We start from the raw sequence: 25075 nt of genomic DNA, 5'->3' as shown, positions 1-25075 counted from the left end.
GGTGAGTTTTTGGAGTAGAGAAAATGTCACCGTCGTTCAAGGGAATCGGTTGCATGTGCCTGGGTGTGTTGTTTCTTGCCCTGGGTGATGCCGTGTCCAAATGGCTGGGGGAAACCCATTCACCCGTTCAGATCATCTTCTTCCGTACCCTGGTATCGCTTCCTCTAATAGCTGTGTTGGCCCACTTCAGCGGTGGCTTGATCAAGCTGCGCACCCGGCGTCCCGGCGTGCACCTGGTCAGGGGCTTGATCTATACCGGCACGATGGGTTGTTTCGTGCTGGGGTTGACCCTGCTGCCCCTCGCCGAAGCGACCGCGATCGCCTTCGTGGCGCCACTGTTTGTCACTCTGTTATCCGTTCCGCTACTGGGCGAGCGTATCGATGCACCGGTACTTGCCGCTTCGCTGCTGGGGTTTGCGGGAGTGTTAGTCGTGGTGCGACCCGGGGGCGACGCTTTCGACCCGGGAGCGCTGGTGCTACTGGGAGCGGCGGTATTCTACGCGCTTTTGATGATTACCGCGCGGCGCTACGGCAAGCACGAGCATCTATGGGCCATGGTGTTCTACATGACTCTGGTTCCCTTGGTCATCTCCGCCGCCTTGCTGCCCTGGGTGTGGCAAGCGCCCCATCCCTGGCACTGGCCGGGCTTTCTGCTTTCGGGTGTGCTGGGCATCGGCGCTACCGCTTTCATTACCCTGGCGTTTCGTTATGCGCCTGCGGCGATTGCCGCGCCGTTCGATTACACCGCCATGTTGTGGGCGGTATTATTGGGTTGGTGGTTCTGGGGGGAAATGCCCGACGCATGGGTATGGGTGGGCAGTACGCTGATTATCGGTAGTGGCTTGGCGATTGCCTATCACGACCGGCGTACCACACTGAAGCGCCGCCCGACGGCTTGAACTGTGCCGCCGAGCTGGAGCTGTCGTTTCAGTTAACAACCTTTGGACCTTTGCCGTCAGGTAAAACGGAACGAGCGAGCCGCCTGCTCGGGATCGGTCTGTCCGCAAATAGCCGAAATCACGGCGATGCCATGGGCACCTGCCTCTCGTACGGAACGGCAATGCTCGGCCTTGAGACCGCCTATCGCCACGCTGGGCAGCGGGCTGGCTTGGGCGAGGGTCGCCAGACCCTCAAACCCGATCGGCTGGGCATGGTTCTGCTTGCTGGGAGTGGCGAAGACCGGCCCCAGGCCGATGTAATCGAGTATTTCCACGGGGGCCGCAGCCAGTTCGTCCAGCGAATTAATGGAAAGGCCGATGATGGCGCCGGGCTTCATGGCGTCTCGCGCCTCGTGGACGGCAGTATCGCTCTGGCCTACATGCAAGCCGTCGGCGCCGCTCTCCAAAGCAACTGATAGACGATCATTGATGATCAACGGGACGCCCGAGCCTTCCAGTATCTCTTTCAGACGTATCGCCTGGGCTATCATTTCGGTGTCGCTGGCATGCTTGTCGCGCAGCTGCACCATGGTGACTCCGCCCCTAACGGCAGCGGCCACCGTACTTTCCAGCCCGTGCCCACGGCACAAGTCGGGGTCGGTCACTAGATAAAGGGAAAGGTTACAGCGCATTGGTCACCTCCACATTGGCCTGGGCCGCCAGCTGCTCGGGAGTCAGCTGATAAAGAGCATCGATGAAAGCGACCTGGAAACTGGCCGGGCCCCGGGCGTCATGGGCGGCCTGGGACCCGGCCACGGCGAAGCTTGTCAGGGCCGCGACGCAGGCGTTGAACGTGTCCCGAGGCGAAGCGGCGATAAAGGCTCCCGCCACGGCGCTCAATCCACAGCCCAAGGTTGTCACGGTGGGCATCAACTCATGGCCGCCGTGAACGAGAACATGCCGCTGGCCGTCGGTGACCAGGTCGTACTCGCCCGTTACCGCGACCAGGCAGGCATGATGGCGAGCCAGGCGGATGGCTGCCTGGGTGGCGTTTGCCGTACTGTCGGTGGCATCCACGCCACGCCCTGGGTTGGCCATGCCGTCGAGTGCCAGGATTTCCGAGGGATTGGCTCGAATCAGCGTGGGCGAGGCGTCGAGTAGCGTAGCCGCCAACTGCCGGCGGTAAGCCGTGGCGCCCACGGCGACCGGGTCGAGTACCCACGGCTTGCCCTGTACCTGCGCCGCCTTGGCGGCCTGAAGCATGGCCTCGGCCCAGGCGGGGGATGGTGTTCCGAGATTGATGGAGAGTACGTCGGCCAGGCCGACGAATTCCACCACCTCCTCGCGGGCATGTAGCATTGCCGGTGAGGCACCCATCGCCAACAGCAGATTGGCCGAACTGTTCATGGCCACATAGTTGGTGATGTTGTGCACCAGCGGACGCTGGCGGCGTAGCGCTTCAAGCGCGGAGGCAAGATCAAGTGGTGCGGGCATCATCGCTCCCAGGCGCGGACGAAGGCCGGCCGGAGACCGATCACGACTTCCTACGCCGGCATTATCCGGTTCAGGTTCAAGGGTACATCTCAGCTGCATGAAAGCCTGCAGCGCCCCTGTCGTTACTGGTGCCTATGCTACACCGCTGGCCGATTCGATTCAGCTGCCTTTCTTGGGTTGCTTGACCATGCGCAGGTAGGGTTTCTTCTCGTCCCAGCCTTCGGGGAATAACGTCTTGGCGTCTTCGTTGCTGACCGAAGGCACGATGATGCAGTCATCACCCTCGCACCAGTTCACCGGGGTAGCGACCTTGTAGCCGTCGGTTAGCTGGAGGCTATCGAGCACTCGCAGGATCTCGGCAAAATTGCGTCCGGTGCTGGCAGGGTAGGTGAGCGTCAGACGAATCTTCTTGGCCGGATCGATAATGAACACGCTACGCACCGTCAGGGTGTCGTTGGCGTTGGGGTGAATCATGTCGTAAAGGTCGCTGACCTTGCGGTCGCTGTCCGCCAGCAGCGGGAAATTCAAGCCGTGGCCCTGGGTTTCCTCGATATCGCCAGCCCAGGCGTGGTGGTCGTCGATCGGATCGACGGATAGCCCGATGGCCTTGGTGTTGCGCTTGTCGAACTCGGGCTTGAGACGGGACACTTCGCCAAGTTCGGTGGTGCAGACCGGGGTGAAGTCCTTGGGGTGGGAGAACAGAATGACCCAATCATCCCCGGCCCACTCGTGGAAACGAATCTTGCCGGCGGTGCTGTCCTGTTCGAAATCTGGTGCGATGTCACCTAGGCGCAATGTCATGGGATTCTCCTTGTATAGGTGCAGTGATAAGCTTTCCTGCCTAGCATAGAATCAATTTCTTAGGCTTAAAAGTTCTTCTTGGAAGTTTAACTATATCAATATGTTCTTTCACCGTCTCTTCGCGGCTAGGGCAAGAACGGCAGTTCGCAACATAGGGTCAGGAGTCAATCATGCGTTTTTCGGGCGAGCAACACCCCGGGGTGCAGCCCACCCCGGCAGAAACCCAAGGGTTCCGTTTGAACCACACCATGTTGCGCGTCAAGGACCCGGAAAAGGCTTTGGCTTTCTATTCGCGGGTATTCGGCATGAGCGTCGTGCGGCGTCTTGATTTCGAGGAGATGCAGTTTTCGCTCTATTTCCTCGCCAATCTGGACGATCACACCGCGCCACCGGAGGATAGCGCTCAGCGGACCGTCTGGACATTCAGTCAGAAAGGCCTGCTGGAACTGACTCACAACTGGGGGACGGAGACGCAATCCGACCTGGCTTATCACGACGGCAACAGCGAACCCCAGGGCTTCGGCCATCTGTGTTTCTGCGTGCCCGACCTGGACGCCGCCGAGGCCTGGTTCGACAGCAATGCGGTGGAATTCGTCAAGCGCTCCGACCAGGGCAAGATGCAGGACGTCATCTTCATCAAGGATGCCGACGGCTACTGGATCGAGGTCGTGGAAGCCGCCCGCCTGGACAGCCTGGGGAATTAACCGCCATGGCCAAGTTACTCTTTCGCCTGCACAACGTGACCGACGAAGAGGCGGCGGAAGTGCGTGAGCTGCTGGCCGAGCATGGCTTCGATGTCTACGAGACCCAGGCGGGCTTGTTTCGCCTGGGCGTCGAGGCCATCTGGTTGCGCGACGCGAGCCAGGCGGAGCAGGCCCAGGCCGTACTCGAGTGTTATCAGGACGAGCGGCGCGTTCGCCTGCAGGCGGAGTATCGCGAAGCCGTGGCCCGCGGTGACGCACCGACCCTATGGCGCCGCGTGACGGCGCACCCCTTCCAGATGCTGCTGGTAATGGTGGCCGTAATCCTGATCGCCGTTATCTCGTTGGCGCCTTTCCTGGGGTTTTGAGCGTCTCTGCTGCCGGCTCGTTTCGCCGTGTCGATTTTGCGTGGAGAACTCAGGTGAACGCCATCAAGTGGCCGCGCTTGACGTAAAACGTTGCTCCGTCATCCCCTGCTTGCAGTGTGAACTCCTCTCCGGCGGGATAGCGTAACCAGCTACCTGCTGGATAGACGGTCTCGCTCTGCTGCGCCTGCAATGCGCCTTCCAGCACCAGTATTTCCACCCCGGCACAGGAGGACGCAAAGGTACTGCAGATGTGGGGTTCCCAGCGCTCCAGGCTGACGCTTTCGGTAGCGTGCTTGTGCAGCACCTTGTACGACACGCCCGGTCGACGGTCGGGTTGCCACGGTGAAAGGGCGCAGTTGCGCGCAAACTGATGGGTATCGCCGGGATCGAATTGATGCAGCTTGACGAACAGCAGGGCGCCTTGATCGTCGACTTGCGGCGTATGAGAGGTGCCGACGGGGTTGCGCAGATAAGTACCGGCGGGGTAGCGGCCATGCTCGTCGGCAAACTCGCCTTCGAGTACCAGTATCTCTTCACCGCCGGCATGCTGATGGGAAGAGAAACGGCTATGGGGGTGGTAGCGTACCAGCGATGTGGCGCGGGCGATTTTATCGCCGATTCGGTCGAGCATCATGCGTTCGACCCCGGGCACGGGAGAGCTGACCCAGTGATACTCGGCCGGCGTCACGCTCGCAAAACGAGAAAAATCCGCGTTGAGTCGCATGGTATCGATACCCTCACAAGCGCGCTGAAAAGTCCTCAGTCTCCGTCATGGGGGACGAAGGATGCAACTGCAATTCTAACTCCCATTAAAAAGCCGCCCGAAGGCGGCTGATAACGTTTGTTTCCTGCTCAGTGAGCATGATCATGCTGGTCGTGGTCGTGGTCGTGGTCGTGGTCGTGGTCGTGGTCGTGGTCGTGGTCGTGGTCGTGGTCGTGGTCGTGGTCGTGGTCGTGGTCGTGGTCGTCATGACCCGGCTCGGCCAGGGCATCGTGCAGTACCGTGGCGTTGTGGCGCATCATGCCCAGGTAGGTGTTGGCTTCTCCTTCGCTTGCCAGCGCATCGGCATAGAGCGTGCCGGCAATGGGCAGCCCCGTTTCTTCCGCCAGTTGAACGATGATCGACTGATTGGTCATGTTCTCATGGAACAGCGCCTGCACGTTCTCCTGCTCGATGACATCGACCAGGGCAGCCATGCTTGCACCGCTAGGATCGGCTTCCGTGGACAGGCCCACCGGTGAAAGGAAATTCACCCCATAGGCGCTGGAGAAGTAGCCGAACGAGTCGTGGCCGGTAATCACGCTGGCGGAGGCGGGGATTTCGTCGACCAGCGTGCGGATTTCGGCATCCACGTCGGCCATTGCCGCTAAATAACGCTCGGCATTGGCTTGGTAGGCGTCGGCATTCTCGCTGTCTACCTCGATCAGCCCATCGCGGATATTGGCAACGTAAATCTGGGCTTGGCGCATGTCTTGCCAGGCGTGAGGATCATCGTCGCCGTGTTCATGGTCATCATGATCATGATCGTGACCGTGATCGTCATGGCTGTGATCGTGATCGTGACCCGCAAGCGCCCGCCGTTCGATGCCGTCGGTGGTGGTGACCAGGGTACCCGAATAGTCGCTCGACTCGATCAGGCGCTCCATCCAGCCCTCGAACAGCAGGCCGTTGAACACCACCAGATCGGCCCCCGCCAAGGCACGGGCATCGCCCGGGCTCGGTGAGTAAACGTGGGCGTCGCCGTCGTGGCCGACAAGTGAGGTGACCTCTACATGCTCCCCGCCCACGTTTTCTACCATATCCGCCAGGATGGAAAAACTGGTCACCACTTGGACACGCTCATTGGCCATGGCGGCAGGTAGCGCCAGCATGGCCGAAACGCCCACCAGCCAGCGCGATGGAGAAGATAGCGACATGCAGAACTCCTTACGGTAAGCACAGAAATGAAAAGTCAGGACTCTTGTTCGAAGGCAAGCGGCGTCGGTTTACGCCGCAGCTTTGCCGCCAAACTGTGGTAACGACCGAACAGCGCCGAGAAAAAGTACCCCGCTCCTGCCAGCAGGATGATGCTTGGGCCGGAGGGAATATCCAGGTGAAACGAGAGCAGCAGCCCGCCGGTACTCGCCACCATCGCCAGTACGATGGCAATGCCGATCAAGCCTTCCAGGCGCTTGCTCCAGAAACGTGCCGAGGTGGCGGGCAGCATCATCAAGCCCACCGCCATCAGCGTTCCCAGGGTCTGGAAACCCGCGGTGAGATTGAGCACCAATAGCCCCAGGAATACGCTATGTACCCAGCCGCTGCGGCGGCTTTGCCCGCGCAGGAACAGCGGGTCCAGGCACTCCACCACCAGGGCCCGGAAAATGACGGCGAGAATGATCACGATCAGCGTGCTGATGGAGGCAATCAACAGCAGTGCCGTGGAGTTGATCGCCAGGATCGAGCCGAACAGCACGTGGGTCAGGTCGACACTGCTGCCGCCGATCGAAATCAGCATGACGCCCGCCGCCAGCGAGATGATAAAAAAGCTCGCCATGGCGGCATCTTCCCGCTGGCCGCCCATCTTCGACACGGCCCCCGCCAGTAGCGCCACCAACACACCGAACAGCACGCCGCCAATACTCATCACCGGCAGCGAGAATCCCGCCAGCAGAAACCCCAGCGCCACCCCGGGGAGAATGGCATGGGCCATGGCATCGCCGATCAGGCTCATCCCGCGCAGCACCAGAAACACGCCCAAGGGCGGTGCCGCCAGGGAAAGCGCCAGGCCGCCCACCACCGCCCGGCGCATGAAGCCGTAATCGAACGGGCTGATAAACCACGCCTCAAGCAAAGCCAGCATGCTGCCCTCCCGACGTGAACGGCACCACCTGGGCGGGCGCATGCTGATGGGTAATGGCACTTGGCGCCATCCAGCGGCCATGCCCGCCGGCCAGCATCAACACCTCATCCGCCAGCCGGGCGAGCTGGTCCATGTCATGCAGCACGACGATGATGGTCGTGCCGTTTCCGGCCATCTCCTGAAACACATTCACCAACACATCCACGGTTTCGATATCGACATTGGCAAACGGCTCGTCCAGCAGCAGCAGCTCGGCCTCCTGCATAAGCGTGCGCCCGATCAGCGCGCGTTGACGCTGGCCGCCGGAAAGCTCACCCAAGGGGCGGTGGGCAAGGTGCGAGATACTCAGGCGAGCCATGATCTCGCGGCCCCGGCGATAGTGAGCCGCACAATACCCTTTCAGCGCTCCATGGCTCGGCCAGGTGCCGGTCATGATCAGCTCTTCCACGCTCATGGGAAAGGTGAGATCCAGCGCCAGTTGCTGGGGGAGCCAGGCGCGACGCTCCTTGGGAACATCGCAGGAGACTCTGCCCGTCACCGGGCGTAACTCACCCATGATGGCCTGGATCAAGGTGCTCTTGCCGGCCCCGTTGGCGCCGATCAAGGCGGTGATGGCACCATCCATGAAGCGACCTTCAAGATGCTCCAGCACCACGCGCCGGCCTTGTGCCAGCTGCAGATTTTCGAGTGACAGGCGAGAAGTGGAAGCCGACATCAACCCCACCACCCGCAAGCCCAGCTCACCAGAAACCACAATAGCGCCAGGGGCATCATCCCCAGCAGCAAGCGCCGCGCATAGGAGAGCGACATCAGGGAAAAATGGCACGGCCCTTCCTGGCGATGCCGATGCACATGGTGTGGCATGAGTAACTATCCTCGCTATCAATGAATAAGTTATAACATAACAAAACTTCCGGGCCAACCAGCAGCACCTTAACCGCTTGAATCAGTGACACCCAGACCGGCCCAGGCTTACATGGCCGGGCCGTTCACGCTCGTTCCTGCTCGCGCCTCAATACCGCAACGTGGCGGAGACCTGGTTAGGGCTGAGCATGACCGCGTATTCACCGCTGAGAGAAACACCGCCCGCGCTGATATCCACCGGCTGGAAGCGGTTGATGGCGCTTGATGCCTGGTTGGGCTGCGTCCAGATTTGCAGCTCATTCACCAGCATGCCGGTAGCGAAGTTCATCGCCCCGTCGCTTTCGCGACCATCGGCCGAGATCACCGCGCCGGCAATGCCATTCACCACAAGCGAGCCGATTCGCGCCTCCCAACCGCGGCGTTCGCGCTCCTGCTGCGCCAGCTGCAAGCCCAGAGCCTGCACGCCGCTCAAGTCATCGCGTTCCTTCAAACGCTGGTATTCCGCCAGCGCGGCGGCATGGGGCTGACTCTCCATCAGCATGCTGCCCAGCGCCAAGGCGGATTTCACCGCACCGACTCGCGCATCGTAGCGGTCGTCTGCATCGCTCGCTTCACTCGACTGATAGGCGTTGTAGGCCAGGCTGGCGCCATAGATTCCCGTCCAGCTCGCATCCCATATCTTCGCATGCCGGGCGCCGTTTTCGAATACTTCATCGTACTCCTGCCAACCACCGGCCGTTTGCGCCTGGGCGCTCGCCATGGATGCCCAGCCGAGAAGCAAGACAGCACAGAATCGTAAATGCGACATGAGAGTTTCCCTACCAGTGAAATGTCAGCAATAAGCGTAGCACGTCGAGTTGCTACCAAAGTGTCGTACATGCCTGACCAAAGCATGATGTGTATCAGTAGCTGTTAATTAACGTGAGTGGTTAGATGGAGGGGCCTTTTATAACAGGAATCGACATGGATGATTTCTCGCCGAACGACCTCAAGACGATTTTGCTTCTGGGCACGTGAACGGAAGGTGACGCTGGCCTTCATCCAGCCAGGCAAACCGACACAGAATGCGTTCATCGAAAGCTTCAACGGCAAGTTCCGGGACGGCTGCCTCAACCAGCACTGGTTCTTGAGCCTAGCGGATGCACGACACGAAATCACTCAATGGAGAGCCCATACAACCACGTCAGACCGTACAGCTCGCTGGGCTATTTGCTACCTGTAGCGTATGCCGAGCAGTGCGCATGGAGGAGCAGATTCTCACGATGATAGCGGACCTAAACTAGGGGGAAGGTCACATTTCGATAATTAGCATGATCGCTACTTACGCCTGTCTTTGCTGGCGTCAATGACACTAGGTGTTTGGTCCCGCAAAGAAGTGGTTCGGATCATCATAAAATCTTTGGGGTTCTTTTTGCCACTGTTCAAGAATAAATCCGACGGGTGTCTTGCCTTTGAGCGCCCTGAGAGGGCGAGCACTGTTATAAGCCCATAGATAATCCTCCAGATGAGACTGGAGCTGAGCCAACGAGGTGTAGTGGAACATCCGGATGGTGGCTTCCTTGAGCGTACGATTCATCCGCTCAACCTGGCCGTTGGTCCAGGGATGAAAGGGCTTTGTCAGCCGGTGCTCGATCCCGTGACGGTAACAGACGACATCGAAGATATGCGGCTTATAGGCCTCTGCGCCTGCCTTCTTCGCAAACTGAACCCCATTATCGGTCAGCACGGTGTGGACTCGGTAAGGCAACATCGCCAGCGCTGCTTCGAGAAAATCAGCGGCGATCTGCCGAGTCATCTGGCGATACAGATGTGCATGGACAAACTTGGATGTCCGATCCACCGCGACAAACAGATAGGCCTTGCCCTCACCAGTGCGGACCTCACTGATGTCGATATGTAGGTAGCCGATCGGATAGCGCTTGAAGGGCTTCTTCTCGCGCTTCTGGCGGTTATCTCTCGGCAGTTGGCTAATCCCGTGCCGCTGATAAAGGCGGTGCAGGCTCGATCGGGACAGCGTGGGAATTTCCCGCTGAAGAGCATGGAGGCAGTCATCCAGCGGTAGCAGCGTCTTTTGCCGAAAAGTGACAGCGGCGGCTTCTTCCAGTGGTGTGAGCGACGTGGAACGAGGGGCTGACGGCCCCATGCGGGTATCCTCGACGGTATCTCGGTGACGCCACTTGCGCACAGTCTTGGGGTTAATACCGTAGCGTCGACTCAACGTCGTGACCGACTCCGTCGATCGCTGTATTTCTGTTCGGATGGCGTGCGTGGTCGTGGCGCGTTTGTGAAGAATCTGAGCCATGGGTCATCCTCCGATAATGGTTCATAATGTAGACCATTACTCTTCGGGACCAAACAACTAGGCTTGCTGGGAGAATGCTGGATCCTTCACGAAAGCTTGGAGCGCTACAGCGATTTTTTTACTTTTAGTTAAGGTAAAAATATCTTAGCATTAAGTTTATTTAATGAAATATTTGCGAGCTGCTAATAGATGAGCCATAGACGCCGCGTGGCAGCACCGCCTTCATAGGAGGCGCTCGCTTTGGAACGCAAGGGAAGCTGTTAAATGACGCCAGGAATACCTTCTGGGCTCCTTTTTGGGAGCCTTCTTTATGGCTTGGTACCCCGCCCTAATTTTGTTGATTGCTCCTCCGTCGGGAGTGGCTCGCATTATCTTCACCTTCATCCGATATCGGAGTTGTTATGAAACTGTTCGCCACTACTGCGCTGCTGTGCGCTGGACTGTTGGCGGGCTGCAAGTCCGCTAGCCTGGTTCCCGCATCACCGGCTGTTACGTCGTCCGCTGGCGCTACCCTGATGAGTCCGGGGGCGCTCATCGAGCAAGAGCATCTCGACCGAGTCCAACGCATCCGTCGTTTGGCAGAACAATGTGATGCGCCGCCGCCCAGTGTGGATCAGCAGTTATTGCTACCCAGACAGTTGTTTGGCACCGACCGTGACTTGCCCGTTATCCGTGTGGCCTGGGGCGACCGGATTTTCTTCTCTACCGACCAAGCTATCCCGCTGGCTACCTCCGATCCAATGCTGTGCGTCCTAGCAGGCGTCATAAAGGGCGACCTGCCAGATACCCATCTGGCAGTGGTGGGGCACACCGATGCCCGAGGCAGCGAAGCCTACAACGAGGCGCTCAGCCTGAAACGGGCCAAAAACGTGACGGGCCGTCTGGTGAGTTTGGGGGTACGTCCGGATCAGGTCGATTTTATCGGAATGGGAGAGTTGCAGCCCGTGGCACCCAACAGCACTCCTGAGGGAATGGGCAAGAATCGTCGAGTGGAGTTCTTTTTGGGCGCCTATTCGGAGGTAACCTTAGAGGCGGTCAGCCGCGTACCTGTGAACGAAGCGCACCGTCGTCTGGCTGAAGCCTCTTCTCGGGAGCGCCAGGCAGAAAATGTGGGGCGAGAGCGCTCCATCACTGTTCATGCTCCTGAGCAACGCACGCCAACGGAGGTTGGCAAAGAGCGGTCGGTATCCTCTTCGAAAACCGGCAGAGCTGCGCCTGTAGTTGAACAGGTTTCGCGAGAGATTACTGTCGGGGGCCGTGAGCGCACCATTGATCTGCCCGCGATTGTCTATCGTGAGCCAGCCATCGGCAGCCGGCGGAGCGGTTTCTGAATCTGATTGATAATAACCACTAGAGTGTTTACCCGCAGAGAGTAGTCTGATGCATACGAAAGAGCGCGAGAAATATCGCGACGAGGCCGTAACGGTCGACGACGCCGAGGTTAGAAGAGTGGCAGGGGAGTGCCAGGCGTTTCGCTGGTCATTTCCCGATGAGACAAGCTTTCGCAATGAACTGCGCGAACTGGCTGCTCGGGAGGCACGTACTTCCCAGTCGCAAATCGTGTTGACCGAGCAGAGCTATACTCCGGAAATGGAAGGGCTGATATTTTCACGCCTGCTGCGTCAGACATCGCAATGGGTGGAGGTAAAGTCGGCTTTTACCAATATTCTCGCTCCACACAGTGAGCTTCTAGAAGAGACCGCCAATCTCAAGGACGAGAAGACGCACCTAGAGCTAAAACGCGAGAATCTGAAGGAAGACCTGACACGAGAGTGGGAACAGAACAAGAAGGAATTCAAGGATCATAACGAGGAAGCCGCGGAAGCCGAAAAACAGTACAAAAAAATGTATGAGAAACACGGTAACCGGCACGCGAAAATTGTCAAGCATGCAATCTACATCCCGCTTCTGGCTCTGGTCGGAATGGTCGAGTGGCTGATTAACTGGGAGGCCGCTAACGCCCTTTTTGCTCAGCCATATCTCGCGGCCGGCATCGTAATTGTCGTAGCGCTGGCGGTGGCAGCCGCCTCCCATGAGCATGGGACCCTAGTTAAGCAGTGGAGCCATCGCTGTGGCTTTGCTGCCGAGCCGGCAATACGCAAGCGTAATTACACGGCGCTAGCCTTCACGACCCTGCTTTTCGTAGCGGCCATGACCCTGGTCGGATATATGCGCTACAAGCTTGCCTTCAACGATTTGGTCGGTGCGTCAGCCTTCGGTGGAACCAACCCATTTGGTGCTCGAGGCACCATGGGAGAGGTATACACAGCCGTTGGCATGACGTTGATGGGTAACCTAATCGTCTGGCTGCTGGGTGCTATGGTCGCCTACTGGTTCCACGACAGCGATCCGAAGTTTTCCGACGCTCGTGTTCGGCATCTGAAGGCTGGTAAAAGACTCACTGTGTGGTCCAAGCGCATGGAGAAGGCCATGCGAGAAAGGAAGCAACATCTCACTATGCAGATCGAGGAAGTGAATAATACGCTGGATTCGCGGGCCAACAAGGGTCGATTGTTGGTGGACATGTGCGAACAGGTCAGCGAACACGAGCAGATGCTCTTGAAGCGGCTCAAGGAGGAGGTTGATGAACATTTAAGAACCTACCGCCGTACGTTACTTGGCTTGGTCAAGGTCGAGAACCCCAAGCTGACATTTATCGATGTCGAGCATGGTGAACTCTCTCCCATGGAGTACGAGGCACGCCCAGTTGAATTGGCCAAGGAGCACCTCATCAAGCGTATGGAGATCGCTTCCTTCATCGAACGCCGTGCCGCCAAGCGTAGACTGGCCGAAGAGGTAAGCGCATGAGTTCGACAATGCATGTAACACGTCATTGGCTACAGGCACGAGGGTTAGTGGTGACATTTCTGCTATCCACGGCAGCCGCATCTGTCGAGGCGCAAGGGCTGTTCCGTGGTCAGTCCGGCTCGATTTGCACACAGGCGGAAGAGGCTGGCATCGAGCCGATCCGCCGCACTCTTGTCTATGTGGATCGTCAGTCATTGTCGCTGGATCCAGCGGATTTAGGATGGTTCGGCGCGCTCAATCAGATGTTGCAACAGACCATGACGACAGCAGAGCCCCTCGAGATGGTGATTCTTGATAGCGTCGAGGGCACGGCCAAGGCGCATGGCGAATCGCTCTGCTATCCGGTCATCGAAGAACGCTATCATGAGCGCTTCGTCTCGTCGGGCATCAGTAGTTTTTTGACCAATGATCTGCTTGATCAAATTCCCGAACTTCAGAAAGAGTTTGTGGTACAGATGCAAAATCTGATTGCACCTGGCTATGTCGATGCCCCGGCCAATATAGCCAAACGTTCGGTGGAGCGTATCGAGTCACGCCACCTGCTACGGGCTCTACAGTCTGATGCGGCTCGCTTTTCCAGTGACCTGCCGACACGAGTCATCCTTTACTCCGATATGATCGAGAACTCCGACCTGGTCGATTTGACAGCTGTGCTGTCGAGCTCACCCGAGGAGAGGGTTGCCATGGCAGATACTGCACTGGCAAGCCTGCCTCGTCTCGATTTTCAGGGGGCCATGGTCTATGGATACGGCACCGGAGCGACCCTTGATAATCCTTCCGCAGTTGAGGCCTTGAGCGGCTTCATGCAACAGGTCATCTATCTGGCCAATGGTTATCCCGTAGCTCTCTCTCGAGAGCTTGCCGTGCAACCCATCCGACCTTCCGTCGTGACGAGCTATGACATGAACATCGAAGTTGAAGAGCGCCAAATTAAGGGCCGGATGCAGCTGATGTCAGATAATGGGGGCCGGATCATAGATAGCTACCTCGATCTTGGTACCGGTAATCGCAGCTCCCATCTTGATTCGGGGCGCCTGGTGTGTAGCCAGGATGCCCAATGCCAGTTCGAGGGAGAGCTGGCTACCGCACTGCTCTTCGAGGATCCTGAAAAATTGTTTCTTGAAGGCGAACGTGATGCTTTGACTGGGCATCTCGGCTTCCGAAATGATCGCTTGGTCGACAGCGATAATCCGGCACTCCTGCCATTGGATGCTCAGGCACGTCCCTGATCTCTTTTGCAATATTTCTTACTATCAAGAAAAACAGGAAAATCAAAAATGACGAAAGCCTTTCGATCCACCTTCATTATCGCTGGCCTGCTGGCACTTTCCCTTTTCTTAAGTGGTTGCCAGACAATGTCTGCACAACAGCGCTCGGTAATGGGGACCACGTTGGGCTCCGTGGCGGGCGCCCTTGTCGGCTCCCAGATTGGAGGGGGTAATGGTCGTCTGGTGGCAATGGCGCTGGGTGCTGCCGTGGGAGGACTGGTGGGTAACCAGTTTGCGGATTACCTAAATGAACAAGAGCAGGCTTCACTGGCAAGTTCCACCCAGCAGGCTTTGCTCGCTGATGAACGTCAGTCGGGCAGTGTGGCCTGGGAGAGCGATGAGAGAGAAGGGGTGCAGGGTCAGATCCACTACGGTGAAGTAGTTGCCGCGAGTGATTCGAGGGCAGTAATGGCGCTTGGACGGGCCCGTGGTCAAGATCTAAGTCTTGAGGAGCAGCGTAAGCTGGCTCAGCTATCCTCAAATACCAACTGCCGGGCAACCCGTACTTCGCTCTCTGTTGAAGACCGCGGGATAGCGGATGGTGCCGTCTGGTGTCGTACCGCGGAAGGTGATTACAAGCCTCTGGATATGATGACGGCTTGATAGGCCCCTTTGCATTAGAAGCATGAGCCATGGCCTTCTTAACGCGACTGTTGGGTTTATGAAGGGTCATGTATTGAGGCTTGACCCCGCGTCATTACAAGAAGGCTATGGTCAGGATGACGGCTGATTATCGCTGCTCGAGAGGTCGGTATCGGCTACCTACTGCTGCCACTTATCATTATTGCGGCGATACTTTTGGCCGTATGTGTCTATGTGAGAATGGTGGTCGGATTAATCCGAATTCTGCGCTGCGAGCCTATTGTCAATCCAGCCAGCTGGATGATTGGATATGACCTTTCCCCCAGAAACCGGTCCACCGCCAATGTGAGATTTCCGCTACGTTTATTCTGATAGCAGGAAACCTCGCGATGAAGCGTAACCGACATTCCGAAGAGCAGATCATTAGCATCCTCAAGGCCAACGAGCGCGGCGTCTCGATCGCCGAGCTGGCCCGGCAGATGCCGTGACCGAGCAGACCCTACCGCTGGAAAGCCAAGTACAGCGGCATGGAGGAGGTCTCGGAGGCCAAGCGCCTGCGCGAGCTAGAAAACGAGAATACCCGACTGAAGAAGCTATTGGCAGAAAGTGCCCTCGACAATGCCGCGCTCAAGGAGATTGTCTCGGGAAGTGGTGACACCCGAAGCGAAGCGGCGGGCGGTGAAGCACCTGATGACAGGCGGCTGGCTCAGCCAGCGAGGCGCCTGCCGGCTGCTAGGCCTGGCAAGATCGGTGGCGCGATACCAGGCTGTGCTGCGTGACGATGAGCCGCTTCGGGCACGTCTCCAAGCCTTGGCGACCTGTTATCCCCGCTACGGCTACTTGTTGCTTCACGTGCTGTTGCGTCAGGAGGGCCTGGTGATCAATCGCAAGCGCACCTACCGGCTGTATTGCGAGCATGGTCTTCAGGTTCGGACCCGGCGACGCAAGCGGTTGGTCCGACCAAGGATGTCGATGGAACTGCCGGACCGCCCCAACCAGCGCTGGTCGATGGACTTCGTGTCGGGCCAGTTGGCCTCAGGGCGTCGCTTTCGTGTCCTGAACATTGTGGACGACTTCAGCCGAGAGTGTGTCGGCCAGCTGGTGGACACGTCCATTTCCGGGCGTCGCTTGGCGCGGTTCCTCGATGAGATCGCGCAGCGACGCTCGCTGCCGCCCAGGCAGCATGACCCACCCCGCACCTGCGGGGATGAGCCGATAGTTACGTGAAAGCAACGCTTACGCTAAACAAATTGTCCCGGCATCATGACCGGGACAGTTCAGGCGGGAGGGATTCACTCGACTAACGTGCGGGCTGCTTCCAGGTAGTCGGAGCCGTTGGTGGCGACTCTTTCCTGATCTAGGGTTTCCGAGCCCAGGTGAACTTCTTCCAGGGATACCGCCATGGCATCCACTTCCTCGTCGATTTTTCGTAGAGCGTTTTCTAGTGTGTAGGTGAGCATATGAAGTTCGCCCATCTGTTCATTGGAAAGCTCATCGGCGGCTAGCAGTTCCGCTAATTGCTGATTACCCTCGGAGAAGTTTTCGACGGCTTCTTCCAGCGTCTCGGACGGCTTGCCTTTGAAGTGATCGTCACGCGCATGGTCATCTTCCTGGGCCAAGGTGGCGGTGCTGCTCATCAATCCTGCCAACATCAAAAACACAATACGTTTCATGGGGCTCTCCTGCCGGTTGGGATATTGGTATTGCCGTTGAGAACGAGTTACCCCGAAAACGTACCATGGCGCATCGCAGATGATAAAGATTCTTTATTGCGAATGCGTCAAATTGACTCTATGGGCTTTGCCATGTTCTTGCGGTAGGGTGCCATACCCGCCACCGGGATAAGCCCAGACGGGAATAAGGGGCGGTGCGAAAGCTTGCCTGTTCGGTGGAGGTGGACTGCCGTTGGTGGTGTCCGACGTCTCGCTGCAGGGCACTGTTCAGGGAGTCTCTTCCGGGCCTTCCAGGTACTGGAACATGAAGTTGAGTGCCGCCGGGAGACTCGCTCGCCAGACTTTCCATGTGTGCCCGCCGGGATAGAGGTCCAGATTGACCAGTGTCGGCTGGATGCGCTCCATGGTCTGACGGAGCTGGCGGGCATGAAACTCCGCGTCGTGGACGTCGCTGCGTCCGGCGCTGATGTAAAGCGGTACCGGCGGCACGTCGCTTTCGTCATCGGCGGGGCGCGGCGTTACGCGCAGGCGATACTCTTCCAAGTGAGCGGGGTAGTTGACTTGCTCCCACAGGGCGTGGTCGAACTCGCCGTTTTCGTCGAGAAATGCCGGATGCCGGTAGGCCGAGGAGCTGTCCGGCGGGTAGGGCAGGTAGCTGGCGGGGCTCAAGGCGGCGGCGGCTCCGAACCGCTGCGGATATTGCAAGGCGAAGTTCAAGGCGCCGAAGCCGCCGGCGGAATACCCCGCGACGCCGCGGTGATGGCGCTCCCGGCCGACCCGGTAGGTCTCTTCCACATGGGGAAGAAGGTCGTTGATGAAGGCGCTATGGGCGGGTTCGTTGTGCCCATCCACCCACCAGCTGAGGCTGCCCGGCATGACGATTACCACCGGCGGAATATGCCCTGCGTCGATCAACCTGTCGGCGGTCCGCTGGAGTGCGCCGCGGGAAACCCAGTCCCGATGGCTGTTGAAAGAGCCGTGCAACAGGTAGATGACAGGATAGTGGGCGGTACTGTCGGTGTAGCCATCGGGAAGATAGAGCATGTAGGGGTAGTCGTGCCCTAGCGTGGGCGATGCAAAGCGCTCCATCCGCACTTGGCTGGCTTGAGAGATAGTCGGTAACAGGGTGGCTGCCATGCCCAATAGAACGCATAAGCGGCTTCGCCAACTCCACAGGCGCCAGTGCGACAGGCGGGAAGCTAAAGGAGAAACCTTTCTACTCATGAATACTCCGGAATTTCTATCACTTACCGATGTCGGACAGCACGACGGCGCGGGTTGTTCGCCCTTCAACTTGGCAACCTGGCGCTTCATCGGCGGGAGCGCTCATGAAGAAGATTGAGGAAATCTACTGGCTACGCGCTTACGGTTGCATGGCGGTGTTTCTGTTCCATTTGCTGGATCACGTCAATCAGCGGGTGGATAACGTGGCCACCGACCTGGCGCGCCTGCCCTTGGTGCTGGGTACGCCGACATTCTTGTTCATCTCCATCTTTGTCTTTGCCGTGCGTTATGGCCATACGGTACCGCAGGGGTTCTTGTCGCAGCGGGTCAAATTCGTCATGGTGCCATATTTCACTTATGGCGTGGCCTATGCGGGAGCGGAGTGGGCTCGGTTGCGTGTCGGTGGCGAGACAGTGGGATTGGTTCCTTATGCGGTGGAGTATCTGCTGTATGCCGGATGGCACGGCTACTTTCTGATCATCGCCATGCAGTTTTATGTGGCGTACTGGTTGTATACCCGCTGGCGCTTATGGCGATTCAATCCGGTGCCCGGCTTGTGGATCGCCTGCCTGGTAAGCATGGGCTACTGGGGCACGGCTTACTGGCTGGGAGTCGATCCGCCGGGTTACCTGTTGTGGATCATGCCGTTTGGCTGGGTCTACCTGTTTTTCCTGGCCCTGGTGTTGGTTCGCCATTATGCCACCACTGTTCAACAAGCCGTCGATGCGCAAATGAAACCTGCCTGGATCACTTCTTTGGCGCACCCCGCCTGGTTGGTGGGCGCGACGGTATTGCTGGTATTGGCCACCTTTGCGGGCTGGCTCGAGTTTTCCTCGAAAGAGGTCTGGGTCATTCCGTTTTTCCTGCTCTTCACGCTCTGGGCGATGCAACAACTGCGCGGCAGGAAAGCGCCCTGGCTGGTGCGGCAAATCAATGTCTATTCGTTCGGCATTTACCTGGCTCACCCCATGTTCTTTCAGTTGGTGGATAAAGTCGTGGGACCCGAGCGGTTACCGTTGGCAGCCTATGTACTGCTGCTGGCGGTTGTCGGCCTGGCCGGGTCCATCCTGCTCAATCGGTGCGCGAATCTGTTCAGCTGGGGCGGGTTGCTGTTGGGGAAGCGCTTGAAAGTGGCCGCTGCCTAGGGGTGGCGAAGCCGATCAGGAAGGCAGCTGTGTAGGCGGTGGCGGGGTGGGGTTGATATCGTTGTTTTCGTCGTCGAGCCGGTGAACGTTAGTTTTGCGGCGACGGTGCAAGTCCACATCCAGCGCCTTGATACGTGTCGGGCATGCCATCAGCCGTTGAAGAAGGTCGCTTGGAGCCGCCAGGTCGAGTTCCGCATCGAACCCGCCGATTTTTTCCAGCCAGGTACGGGTGACAGCCAGGTAGGGCGGAACCGGCGTGGTGGGGGGAAGGAATCGTTGCAACAGCCGCTCGGTCAGGGTGGGCTGGGGAATACCGATCATCGCCGCGTCCAGCAGATGAGTATCCAGTTGGGAGAATATGGGCTGCCACGCCGAGGGAACGGCGGCGCCCTGAAAGGGGAATATCAGCCACTCGGCGCGGGTATAGAGAACGGCATGGTTGAGCCGTGCGCCGAGCAGGCGATGGGGAATGGACAGCAGCTGGGCATGATGGCGCAACGCCAGCGCGGCAAGGCGCGAGTCCTTCTCCCCGGCAGTGAGAATAAGCTGGCCGTTGGTGGACTCCGCGCTCTGGCTGGGTACGGCGTGCAAGTGACGAGGCAAGGTTGCACCTGTCACGAGCGCATCGATGATGAAACAAAAGGAGTCCATCTCTGAGTTGCCCTCGAGGCGAGTGGAGGACCATTATTGTGTAATATATTGTAGTATATAGTTTAGTTGTGTATCAAGAAAGGGCGAGCTTTTGTTGTTCCTTGGCGAGAATATTTTCTTGCACGCTATTGGTGCATAAAGGAGTTGGTAGGAGCTATTTTGGTGCGCAACGCTGCCGATTTACGTGCTTACGCCTTGAGCTGAAACGATATGCCACATTGCGATGCATCTTTTTCTTCACATATTAATTTTTAAAACAATGACTTAGTGTTTTACATGCCATGTTGGTGCAATTGTGGCATGAACTCTGCATTAATGATGGGTAGCGGCTTGGCCGTCATAGGCAGGCAGCTTGTGACGTGCTAAAACGATAGCCGGCCGAATCACCGCCGTCGATTTCCGTTCTATTCATCTGACGGAGTCTCGGCGAGAGCAATGACAGCAACGAGACCGTTTACTACTTAGCCAAGCTCATACCGGAGGGCACATGTCAGCCAAGACCATCGCGCTAATTGAAGAACATGACGTCAAGTGGGTCGATCTGCGTTTTACCGATACACGTGGTAAGGAGCAGCACGTCACCATTCCCGCGCGTGATGTCGACGAGGAGTTTTTCGAAAACGGCCAGATGTTCGATGGCTCTTCCATCGAAGGTTGGAAAGGCATCAACGAATCCGACATGATTCTGCGCCCGGAAGACGGCACCGCCTATCTCGATCCGTTCACCGAAGACGCTACCCTGGTATTGCGTTGCGACATCATCGAGCCCGCCACCATGCAGGGCTATGACCGCGACCCGCGCTCCATCGCCAAGCGTGCCGAAGCCTACCTGCAGACTACCGGCCTGGGCGATACCGCCTTCTTTGGTCCGGAACCCGAGTTCTTCATCTTCGACGAAGTACACTGGAAGGCCGACATCGAAGGCGCCATGTACAAGATCACCTCCGAAGAGGGTGCCTGGTCCACCGACCGTCAGGTCGAAGGCGGCAACCTGGGCCACCGCCCGCGGGTGAAAGGCGGCTACTTCCCGGTTCCGCCGGTCGACAGTTTCCACGATATCCGTGGTGCCATGTGCAACACGTTGGAAGCCATCGGCCAGACCGTCGAAGTTCATCACCATGAAGTATCCAACGCCGGCCAGAACGAGATCGGTGTCAAGTTCAACACCCTGGTGAAGAAGGCCGACGAAGTTCAGGAAATGAAATACGTGATCCACAACGTGGCTCATGCTTACGGCAAGACCGCGACCTTCATGCCTAAGCCGCTGGTGGGCGACAACGGCAGCGGCATGCACGTTCACCAGTCGTTCTGGAAAGACGGCCAGAACCAGTTCGCGGGTGACGAGTACGCTGGTCTTTCCGAAATGGCGCTGTATTACATCGGCGGTATCATCAAGCACGCCCGTGCCCTGAATGCCTTTACCAATGCGTCCACCAACTCCTACAAGCGTCTGGTGCCGGGCTTCGAAGCGCCGGTCATGCTGGCCTACAGTGCCCGTAACCGCTCCGCGTCCATCCGTATTCCGTACACTGCAAGCCCCAAGGGCAAGCGTGTCGAGGCTCGCTTCCCCGACCCGACCGCCAACCCTTACCTGGCTTTCGCGGCGATGCTGATGGCCGGTATCGACGGCATCAAGAACAAGATCCACCCCGGCGATGCCATGGACAAGAACCTGTACGACCTGCCGCCGGAAGAAGGCAAGGCCGTACCGACCGTCGCCCATAGCCTGGATCAAGCCCTGGAAGCGCTGGATGCCGACCGCAACTTCCTGACCGAAGGCGGCGTCTTCACCGACGACATGATCGATGCCTACATCGAACTCAAGATGGAAGAAGTGGAGCGTATTCGCATGACCACGCACCCGATCGAGTTCGACATGTACTACAGCTGCTGATCATTGTCAGTTGTTTGTCATTGTCTGACGCCCAGTATCTGGGTACTCGAAACCCCGCTTCGGCGGGGTTTTTTCTGGACCGAAAAAAGCCACAATGGCAGCGACGATGCAAGCAATGGGTAGGCCATGAACAACAAGGTGTTAGGCGCACTGGTAGGGACGCTGCTGTGGTCGAGCAGTGTTTCCCAGGCTTTCGCCCAGACGGTATTTCGGGTGGTGGACGAACAGGGCAACGTGACGTTTACCGACAAGCCCGACCGGGGCGGCGAGGCGTTGCAGCTTGCGCCGTTACCTTCGGCGCTGCCGGGAGCGGCACCGGCGGTCGATCGGGATTCGTCGCCGCGCCGTAAAGCGGCGGTAGGGCAACCTTTCATGCCCTATGACCGTTTCGCTATCGCCAGCCCCGCCGCGGGGCAGATACTCGAAGCGCCCCTGACCAGCGTGTCGGTAGAAGTGGTGCCGGCATTGCGCGAGGACCATCAGGTACGCCTGCTGCTTGATGGGGAAATAAGCCAGTCGGCGTTGCACAGCGATGTATTCTGGCTGGCGGGTCTGGAGCGGGGCGAGCATCGCCTGCAGGCCGAACTGCTGGATAGCAGCGGGCGGGTGCGACATCGCTCCCGGGAAATCACGCTTTCCGTGCGCTAGGCGCCATGGTAGCTAGGTGCGCCATGTTAGACAGCATTCTGTGTCTGAGCGCTCCAGGTGAAAGGATATGTCATGGCGCACGTAATGCACCTTAATGGTGCATCGAAGGCTGCTGTTTTTGCGCGCCACGCTTTGTCGCGTGCCGGCCAAGCCCGTAATCGGCCGCATGTGGTGCGCTATGCTGGTGCCTGGGTAGGTTGGCGCACTTATTGCAACCCATCTTGACGACAGCTAACCAAGAGACCCGACCCCGCTGAGTGTCGGTTCGCTCGATGTTAACCGGATATGTGTTGCCATGACTCACACTGGGGCATCAAAGCCCGATACCCACCAACGCGAGCCGCGCGGTCACGGCGATAATATGCATCAACGTCTGCTGGAGCATTTGACCACGGCGGTCTTGCTGCTGGACGGAAAGTTGCAGGTACGCTGGATGAACCCGGCGGCAGAGGCCTTGCTGGCGGTCAGTCTCAGCCGTGTCTATGGCTCCAGCCTGGAAACCCTGCTGGGCTGCGAAGATAGCATCGATGACGTGCTGGCCAAGGCGCGGGATGCCTTTCATCCCTTTACCCAGCGCGAGGCGCGCATCACCCCGCTGAATCAGGAACCCTTGACCGTGGACTACACGGTGACCCCGCTCTCCGCCGACGAGTTGCTGCTCGAGGTAGAACCGCGTGACCGGCTGATGCAGATCTCCCGAGAAGAGGCGCTGTTGACTCGCCAGGAGACGATCAAGATTCTGGCCCGCGGCCTGGCCCATGAGGTCAAGAACCCGTTGGGCGGTATTCGCGGTGCGGCCCAGCTGTTGGAGCGCGACCTCGATGAACCGGGGCTGCGCGAGTTTACCCGCATCATCATCGAGGAAGTCGACCGGCTGCGCGATCTGGTCGATTCGATGCTGGGCCCGAACCGGGTAATAAAGCACGAATCGTTGAATATCCATCGGGTACTGGAAAGGGTTCGCTCGCTGCTGCTCGCCGAACATCCCGATATCACCATCATCCGCAATTACGACCCCAGCCTTCCGCCGCTTTCGGGCGATGAATCGCAGATGATTCAGGCGCTGCTCAACGTGGCGCGCAATGCGGTCCAGGCGATGACCGACGCCCAGGTGCCAGAACCCGAGCTAATCCTGCGCACCCGTGCTCGCCGCCAGTTTACCTTGGGCGCCGAGCGCCACCGCCTGGTATGCGAAGTCACGGTGAGCGACAACGGTCCCGGCATTCCCGAGACCCTGCGAGAAACGCTGTTCTATCCCATGGTATCCGGGCGGGCGGAAGGCAGCGGCTTGGGGCTGTCTATCGCCCAGTCCATTCTCCATCAGCATCAAGGATTGATCGAATGCGAATCCCGACCGGGACATACCGAATTTCGTTTACTGATTCCATTGGAGACGCGCCATGACTGAGGTCGCACGTATAGTGATTGTGGACGATGACCGTGCTATCCGCTGGGTACTGGAGCGTGCCCTGGCGCAACCCGACCTGGAAGTGGAGTGCATCGAGCGGGCCGATATCGCACTCGACCGGCTGTTGGAGAGTCCACCGGATGTGCTGGTCACCGACATTCGCATGCCGGGAATCGATGGGCTGGATTTGATGTCCCGAGTGCGCGATGCCCATCCCGATCTGCCGGTCATCGTGATGACTGCCCATTCCGATCTCGACAGCGCCGTGGCTTCCTACCAGGGCGGGGCGTTCGAGTACCTGCCCAAGCCGTTCGATGTGGACGAAGCGCTGGCGCTGGTGCGACGCGCCGTGGCCCACGCCCGTGAACGCAAGCAGCCGGTGAGCGTGCCGGAAGGATTGAATGCCGAGATCATCGGCGAAGCACCCGCCATGCAGGAGGTGTTTCGCGCCATCGGCCGGCTGTCCCATTCGCATATCACCGTATTGATCAACGGCGAGTCGGGAACCGGCAAGGAGCGCGTCGCCCAGGCCTTGCATCAGCACAGCCCCCGGGCCGGGAAGCCGTTCATCGCCCTGAACATGGCGGCCATTCCCCGCGACCTGATCGAATCCGAGTTGTTCGGTCACGAAAAAGGGGCGTTCACCGGTGCCACCGCACAGCGCCAGGGACGCTTCGAGCAGGCCAACGGTGGCACTTTGTTTCTGGATGAAATCGGCGATATGCCGGCGGAAACTCAGACTCGCTTGTTACGCGTGCTGGCCGATGGCGAATTCTACCGGGTCGGCGGGCATACGCCGGTCAAGGTGGATGTGCGTATCATCGCCGCCACGCACCAGAATCTGGAAAGACTAGTGGAGGATGGTCGCTTTCGTGAGGACCTGTTTCACCGCTTGAACGTGATTCGCGTCCATCTTCCTCGGCTTGCGGAACGGCGGGAGGATATCCCTCGGCTTTCGCGTCACTTTCTGGCGGAAGCCGCCAAGGAGCTGTCTACCGAGATCAAGGTGCTGACGCCGGAAGCCGAAACCCATCTGACGCGGCTTTCCTGGCCGGGGAACGTGCGCCAGCTGGAGAATATCTGCCGCTGGTTGACCGTCATGGCTTCCGGCCGTGAGGTGCTGGTCGAGGATCTGCCGCCCGAGCTTCGGGAGATAGGGAGTGCGGACAGCCCCCAAGGCGACTGGCGCAACGCTTTTCGTGACTGGGCCGATCGTGCCCTGGCCGAGGGCCATACACACCTGCTCGAGGAAGCGGTACCGGATTTCGAGCGAATCCTGATCGAAACCGCGCTCAAGCATACCGGTGGACGCAAGGGCGAAGCCGCCGAGCTGCTGGGCTGGGGGCGCAACACCTTGACGCGTAAGCTCAAGACCTTGCTTCCGGCGCTGGCCGAGGAGTAACGATTCCGCAGAAGCTTGATTGAACTCAAGAGCCTGGCTTGGTCATCGCGTAAGCTGCTGGAATGAAGTTTCAGCTGTCGGTATGAAGCATCTTGCGCGATGTACCGTAAACGAAAGAGCT

28 protein-coding genes, 1 pseudogene and 1 riboswitch are annotated in these 25075 nt (G+C 58.6%); of the genes and pseudogenes, 16 read left to right on the top strand and 13 right to left on the bottom strand.

The window, feature by feature from the left end; translation table 11 throughout:
- The first annotated feature begins 23 nt into the window (after positions 1 to 23).
- On the top strand, positions 24 to 899 hold the full coding sequence (locus tag R5M92_RS14280; protein ID WP_346796637.1) for a DMT family transporter: 876 nt from the start codon (positions 24 to 26) through the stop codon (positions 897 to 899).
- A gap of 56 nt (positions 900 to 955) precedes the next feature.
- On the opposite strand, the gene thiE is transcribed toward R5M92_RS14280, so the two are convergent.
- The 3 genes from thiE to R5M92_RS14265 all read right to left on the bottom strand — a co-directional run bounded on the left by thiE (position 956) and on the right by R5M92_RS14265 (position 3173).
- Positions 956 to 1570 (bottom strand): thiamine phosphate synthase, encoded by a 615-nt coding sequence (gene thiE, locus R5M92_RS14275; RefSeq protein ID WP_346796636.1) that lies wholly within the window; start codon positions 1568 to 1570, stop codon positions 956 to 958.
- On the bottom strand, positions 1560 to 2372 hold the full coding sequence (gene thiM, locus R5M92_RS14270) for a hydroxyethylthiazole kinase (protein WP_346796635.1): 813 nt from the start codon (positions 2370 to 2372) through the stop codon (positions 1560 to 1562). The genes thiE and thiM overlap by 11 nt, the downstream gene beginning before the upstream one ends.
- A gap of 30 nt (positions 2373 to 2402) precedes the next feature.
- Positions 2403 to 2500: riboswitch (TPP riboswitch) on the bottom strand.
- Between the two features lie 31 nt (positions 2501 to 2531).
- The gene (locus R5M92_RS14265) at positions 2532 to 3173 is read right to left on the bottom strand and encodes a peroxiredoxin (RefSeq protein WP_346796634.1); all 642 of its coding nucleotides are present in this window, start codon (positions 3171 to 3173) and stop codon (positions 2532 to 2534) included.
- 170 nt (positions 3174 to 3343) lie between these two features.
- On the opposite strand from R5M92_RS14265, the gene gloA reads away from it, so the two are divergent.
- Both gloA and R5M92_RS14255 read left to right on the top strand, forming a co-directional pair.
- Positions 3344 to 3877, top strand: coding sequence for a lactoylglutathione lyase (gloA, locus tag R5M92_RS14260; RefSeq protein ID WP_346796633.1), 534 nt, complete (start codon positions 3344 to 3346; stop codon positions 3875 to 3877).
- Between the two features lie 5 nt (positions 3878 to 3882).
- On the top strand, positions 3883 to 4242 hold the full coding sequence (locus R5M92_RS14255; RefSeq protein WP_346796632.1) for a DUF6164 family protein: 360 nt from the start codon (positions 3883 to 3885) through the stop codon (positions 4240 to 4242).
- Between the two features lie 49 nt (positions 4243 to 4291).
- Here the strand turns inward: R5M92_RS14255 and R5M92_RS14250 are convergent, their stop codons facing one another.
- The 6 genes from R5M92_RS14250 to R5M92_RS14225 all read right to left on the bottom strand — a co-directional run bounded on the left by R5M92_RS14250 (position 4292) and on the right by R5M92_RS14225 (position 8757).
- Positions 4292 to 4966: a cupin domain-containing protein gene (locus tag R5M92_RS14250; RefSeq protein ID WP_346796631.1), complete on the bottom strand. Its 675-nt coding sequence runs from the start codon at positions 4964 to 4966 to the stop codon at positions 4292 to 4294.
- A gap of 128 nt (positions 4967 to 5094) precedes the next feature.
- The gene (locus R5M92_RS14245; RefSeq protein WP_346796630.1) at positions 5095 to 6159 is read right to left on the bottom strand and encodes a metal ABC transporter solute-binding protein, Zn/Mn family; all 1065 of its coding nucleotides are present in this window, start codon (positions 6157 to 6159) and stop codon (positions 5095 to 5097) included.
- Between the two features lie 35 nt (positions 6160 to 6194).
- Positions 6195 to 7085: a metal ABC transporter permease gene (locus tag R5M92_RS14240; protein WP_346796629.1), complete on the bottom strand. Its 891-nt coding sequence runs from the start codon at positions 7083 to 7085 to the stop codon at positions 6195 to 6197.
- Complete coding sequence (locus tag R5M92_RS14235; RefSeq protein ID WP_346796628.1) at positions 7069 to 7800, bottom strand: metal ABC transporter ATP-binding protein; 732 nt, start codon at positions 7798 to 7800, stop codon at positions 7069 to 7071. The genes R5M92_RS14240 and R5M92_RS14235 overlap by 17 nt, the downstream gene beginning before the upstream one ends.
- Positions 7800 to 7949, bottom strand: coding sequence for a hypothetical protein (locus R5M92_RS14230; RefSeq protein ID WP_346796627.1), 150 nt, complete (start codon positions 7947 to 7949; stop codon positions 7800 to 7802). The genes R5M92_RS14235 and R5M92_RS14230 overlap by 1 nt, the downstream gene beginning before the upstream one ends.
- Positions 7950 to 8097: 148 nt before the next feature.
- On the bottom strand, positions 8098 to 8757 hold the full coding sequence (locus tag R5M92_RS14225) for a hypothetical protein (RefSeq protein ID WP_346796626.1): 660 nt from the start codon (positions 8755 to 8757) through the stop codon (positions 8098 to 8100).
- A 177-nt stretch (positions 8758 to 8934) separates the two neighbouring features.
- On the opposite strand from R5M92_RS14225, the pseudogene R5M92_RS14220 reads away from it, so the two are divergent.
- Positions 8935 to 9215: pseudogene (locus R5M92_RS14220) on the top strand (integrase core domain-containing protein); the annotation flags it as partial.
- Between the two features lie 85 nt (positions 9216 to 9300).
- On the opposite strand, the gene R5M92_RS14215 reads toward R5M92_RS14220, so the two are convergent.
- Positions 9301 to 10251 carry an IS481 family transposase gene (locus tag R5M92_RS14215; RefSeq protein WP_346796051.1) on the bottom strand — a complete coding sequence of 317 codons (951 nt, stop codon included), beginning with the start codon at positions 10249 to 10251 and terminating at the stop codon, positions 9301 to 9303.
- Positions 10252 to 10652: 401 nt separating this feature from the next.
- Between R5M92_RS14215 and R5M92_RS14210 the strand changes: the two genes are divergently transcribed.
- The 7 genes from R5M92_RS14210 to R5M92_RS16270 all read left to right on the top strand — a co-directional run bounded on the left by R5M92_RS14210 (position 10653) and on the right by R5M92_RS16270 (position 16136).
- On the top strand, positions 10653 to 11582 hold the full coding sequence (locus tag R5M92_RS14210; RefSeq protein ID WP_346796625.1) for an OmpA family protein: 930 nt from the start codon (positions 10653 to 10655) through the stop codon (positions 11580 to 11582).
- 49 nt (positions 11583 to 11631) lie between these two features.
- A complete protein-coding gene (locus tag R5M92_RS14205) occupies positions 11632 to 13059 on the top strand; it encodes a hypothetical protein (protein WP_346796624.1) in 1428 nt (475 codons plus the stop codon).
- 50 nt (positions 13060 to 13109) lie between these two features.
- The gene (locus tag R5M92_RS14200) at positions 13110 to 14288 is read left to right on the top strand and encodes a hypothetical protein (protein ID WP_346796623.1); all 1179 of its coding nucleotides are present in this window, start codon (positions 13110 to 13112) and stop codon (positions 14286 to 14288) included.
- A 48-nt stretch (positions 14289 to 14336) separates the two neighbouring features.
- On the top strand, positions 14337 to 14930 hold the full coding sequence (locus tag R5M92_RS14195) for a glycine zipper 2TM domain-containing protein (RefSeq protein WP_346796622.1): 594 nt from the start codon (positions 14337 to 14339) through the stop codon (positions 14928 to 14930).
- A 368-nt stretch (positions 14931 to 15298) separates the two neighbouring features.
- Positions 15299 to 15397, top strand: a complete 99-nt coding sequence (locus R5M92_RS16280; protein WP_417338976.1) for a transposase — start codon at positions 15299 to 15301, stop codon at positions 15395 to 15397.
- Between the two features lie 39 nt (positions 15398 to 15436).
- Positions 15437 to 15688, top strand: a complete 252-nt coding sequence (locus R5M92_RS16275) for a hypothetical protein (RefSeq protein ID WP_417338975.1) — start codon at positions 15437 to 15439, stop codon at positions 15686 to 15688.
- Positions 15660 to 16136 carry a DDE-type integrase/transposase/recombinase gene (locus R5M92_RS16270; RefSeq protein ID WP_417338973.1) on the top strand — a complete coding sequence of 159 codons (477 nt, stop codon included), beginning with the start codon at positions 15660 to 15662 and terminating at the stop codon, positions 16134 to 16136. The genes R5M92_RS16275 and R5M92_RS16270 overlap by 29 nt, the downstream gene beginning before the upstream one ends.
- Positions 16137 to 16201: 65 nt before the next feature.
- Here the strand turns inward: R5M92_RS16270 and R5M92_RS14185 are convergent, their stop codons facing one another.
- Both R5M92_RS14185 and R5M92_RS14180 read right to left on the bottom strand, forming a co-directional pair.
- Entirely contained in the window at positions 16202 to 16582 is a 381-nt protein-coding gene (locus tag R5M92_RS14185; protein ID WP_346796621.1) for a DUF6746 family protein, read from the bottom strand.
- Between the two features lie 267 nt (positions 16583 to 16849).
- On the bottom strand, positions 16850 to 17806 hold the full coding sequence (locus R5M92_RS14180; protein WP_417338970.1) for an alpha/beta hydrolase: 957 nt from the start codon (positions 17804 to 17806) through the stop codon (positions 16850 to 16852).
- A gap of 104 nt (positions 17807 to 17910) precedes the next feature.
- Between R5M92_RS14180 and R5M92_RS14175 the strand changes: the two genes are divergently transcribed.
- Positions 17911 to 18951, top strand: coding sequence for an acyltransferase family protein (locus R5M92_RS14175; protein WP_346796620.1), 1041 nt, complete (start codon positions 17911 to 17913; stop codon positions 18949 to 18951).
- 15 nt (positions 18952 to 18966) lie between these two features.
- Here R5M92_RS14175 and R5M92_RS14170 read toward each other — a convergent pair whose 3' ends face one another.
- Complete coding sequence (locus tag R5M92_RS14170) at positions 18967 to 19569, bottom strand: hypothetical protein (RefSeq protein ID WP_346796619.1); 603 nt, start codon at positions 19567 to 19569, stop codon at positions 18967 to 18969.
- 520 nt (positions 19570 to 20089) lie between these two features.
- Here R5M92_RS14170 and glnA point away from each other — a divergent pair.
- The 4 genes from glnA to glnG all read left to right on the top strand — a co-directional run bounded on the left by glnA (position 20090) and on the right by glnG (position 24954).
- The gene (glnA, locus tag R5M92_RS14165) at positions 20090 to 21496 is read left to right on the top strand and encodes a glutamate--ammonia ligase (protein ID WP_346796618.1); all 1407 of its coding nucleotides are present in this window, start codon (positions 20090 to 20092) and stop codon (positions 21494 to 21496) included.
- A gap of 126 nt (positions 21497 to 21622) precedes the next feature.
- Positions 21623 to 22144: a DUF4124 domain-containing protein gene (locus tag R5M92_RS14160; protein ID WP_346796617.1), complete on the top strand. Its 522-nt coding sequence runs from the start codon at positions 21623 to 21625 to the stop codon at positions 22142 to 22144.
- Between the two features lie 361 nt (positions 22145 to 22505).
- On the top strand, positions 22506 to 23552 hold the full coding sequence (gene glnL, locus R5M92_RS14155) for a nitrogen regulation protein NR(II) (protein WP_346799389.1): 1047 nt from the start codon (positions 22506 to 22508) through the stop codon (positions 23550 to 23552).
- Positions 23545 to 24954 (top strand): nitrogen regulation protein NR(I), encoded by a 1410-nt coding sequence (gene glnG / locus R5M92_RS14150; RefSeq protein WP_346796616.1) that lies wholly within the window; start codon positions 23545 to 23547, stop codon positions 24952 to 24954. The genes glnL and glnG overlap by 8 nt, the downstream gene beginning before the upstream one ends.
- The last annotated feature ends 121 nt before the right edge of the window (positions 24955 to 25075 follow it).

The sequence above is a fragment of the Halomonas sp. Bachu 37 genome, assembly GCF_039691755.1.
Lineage (GTDB): Bacteria > Pseudomonadota > Gammaproteobacteria > Pseudomonadales > Halomonadaceae > Vreelandella > Vreelandella kashgarensis.
The sequence above is the reverse complement of the archived record's forward strand: the minus strand, read 5'-3'. Positions and strand labels throughout refer to the sequence as shown.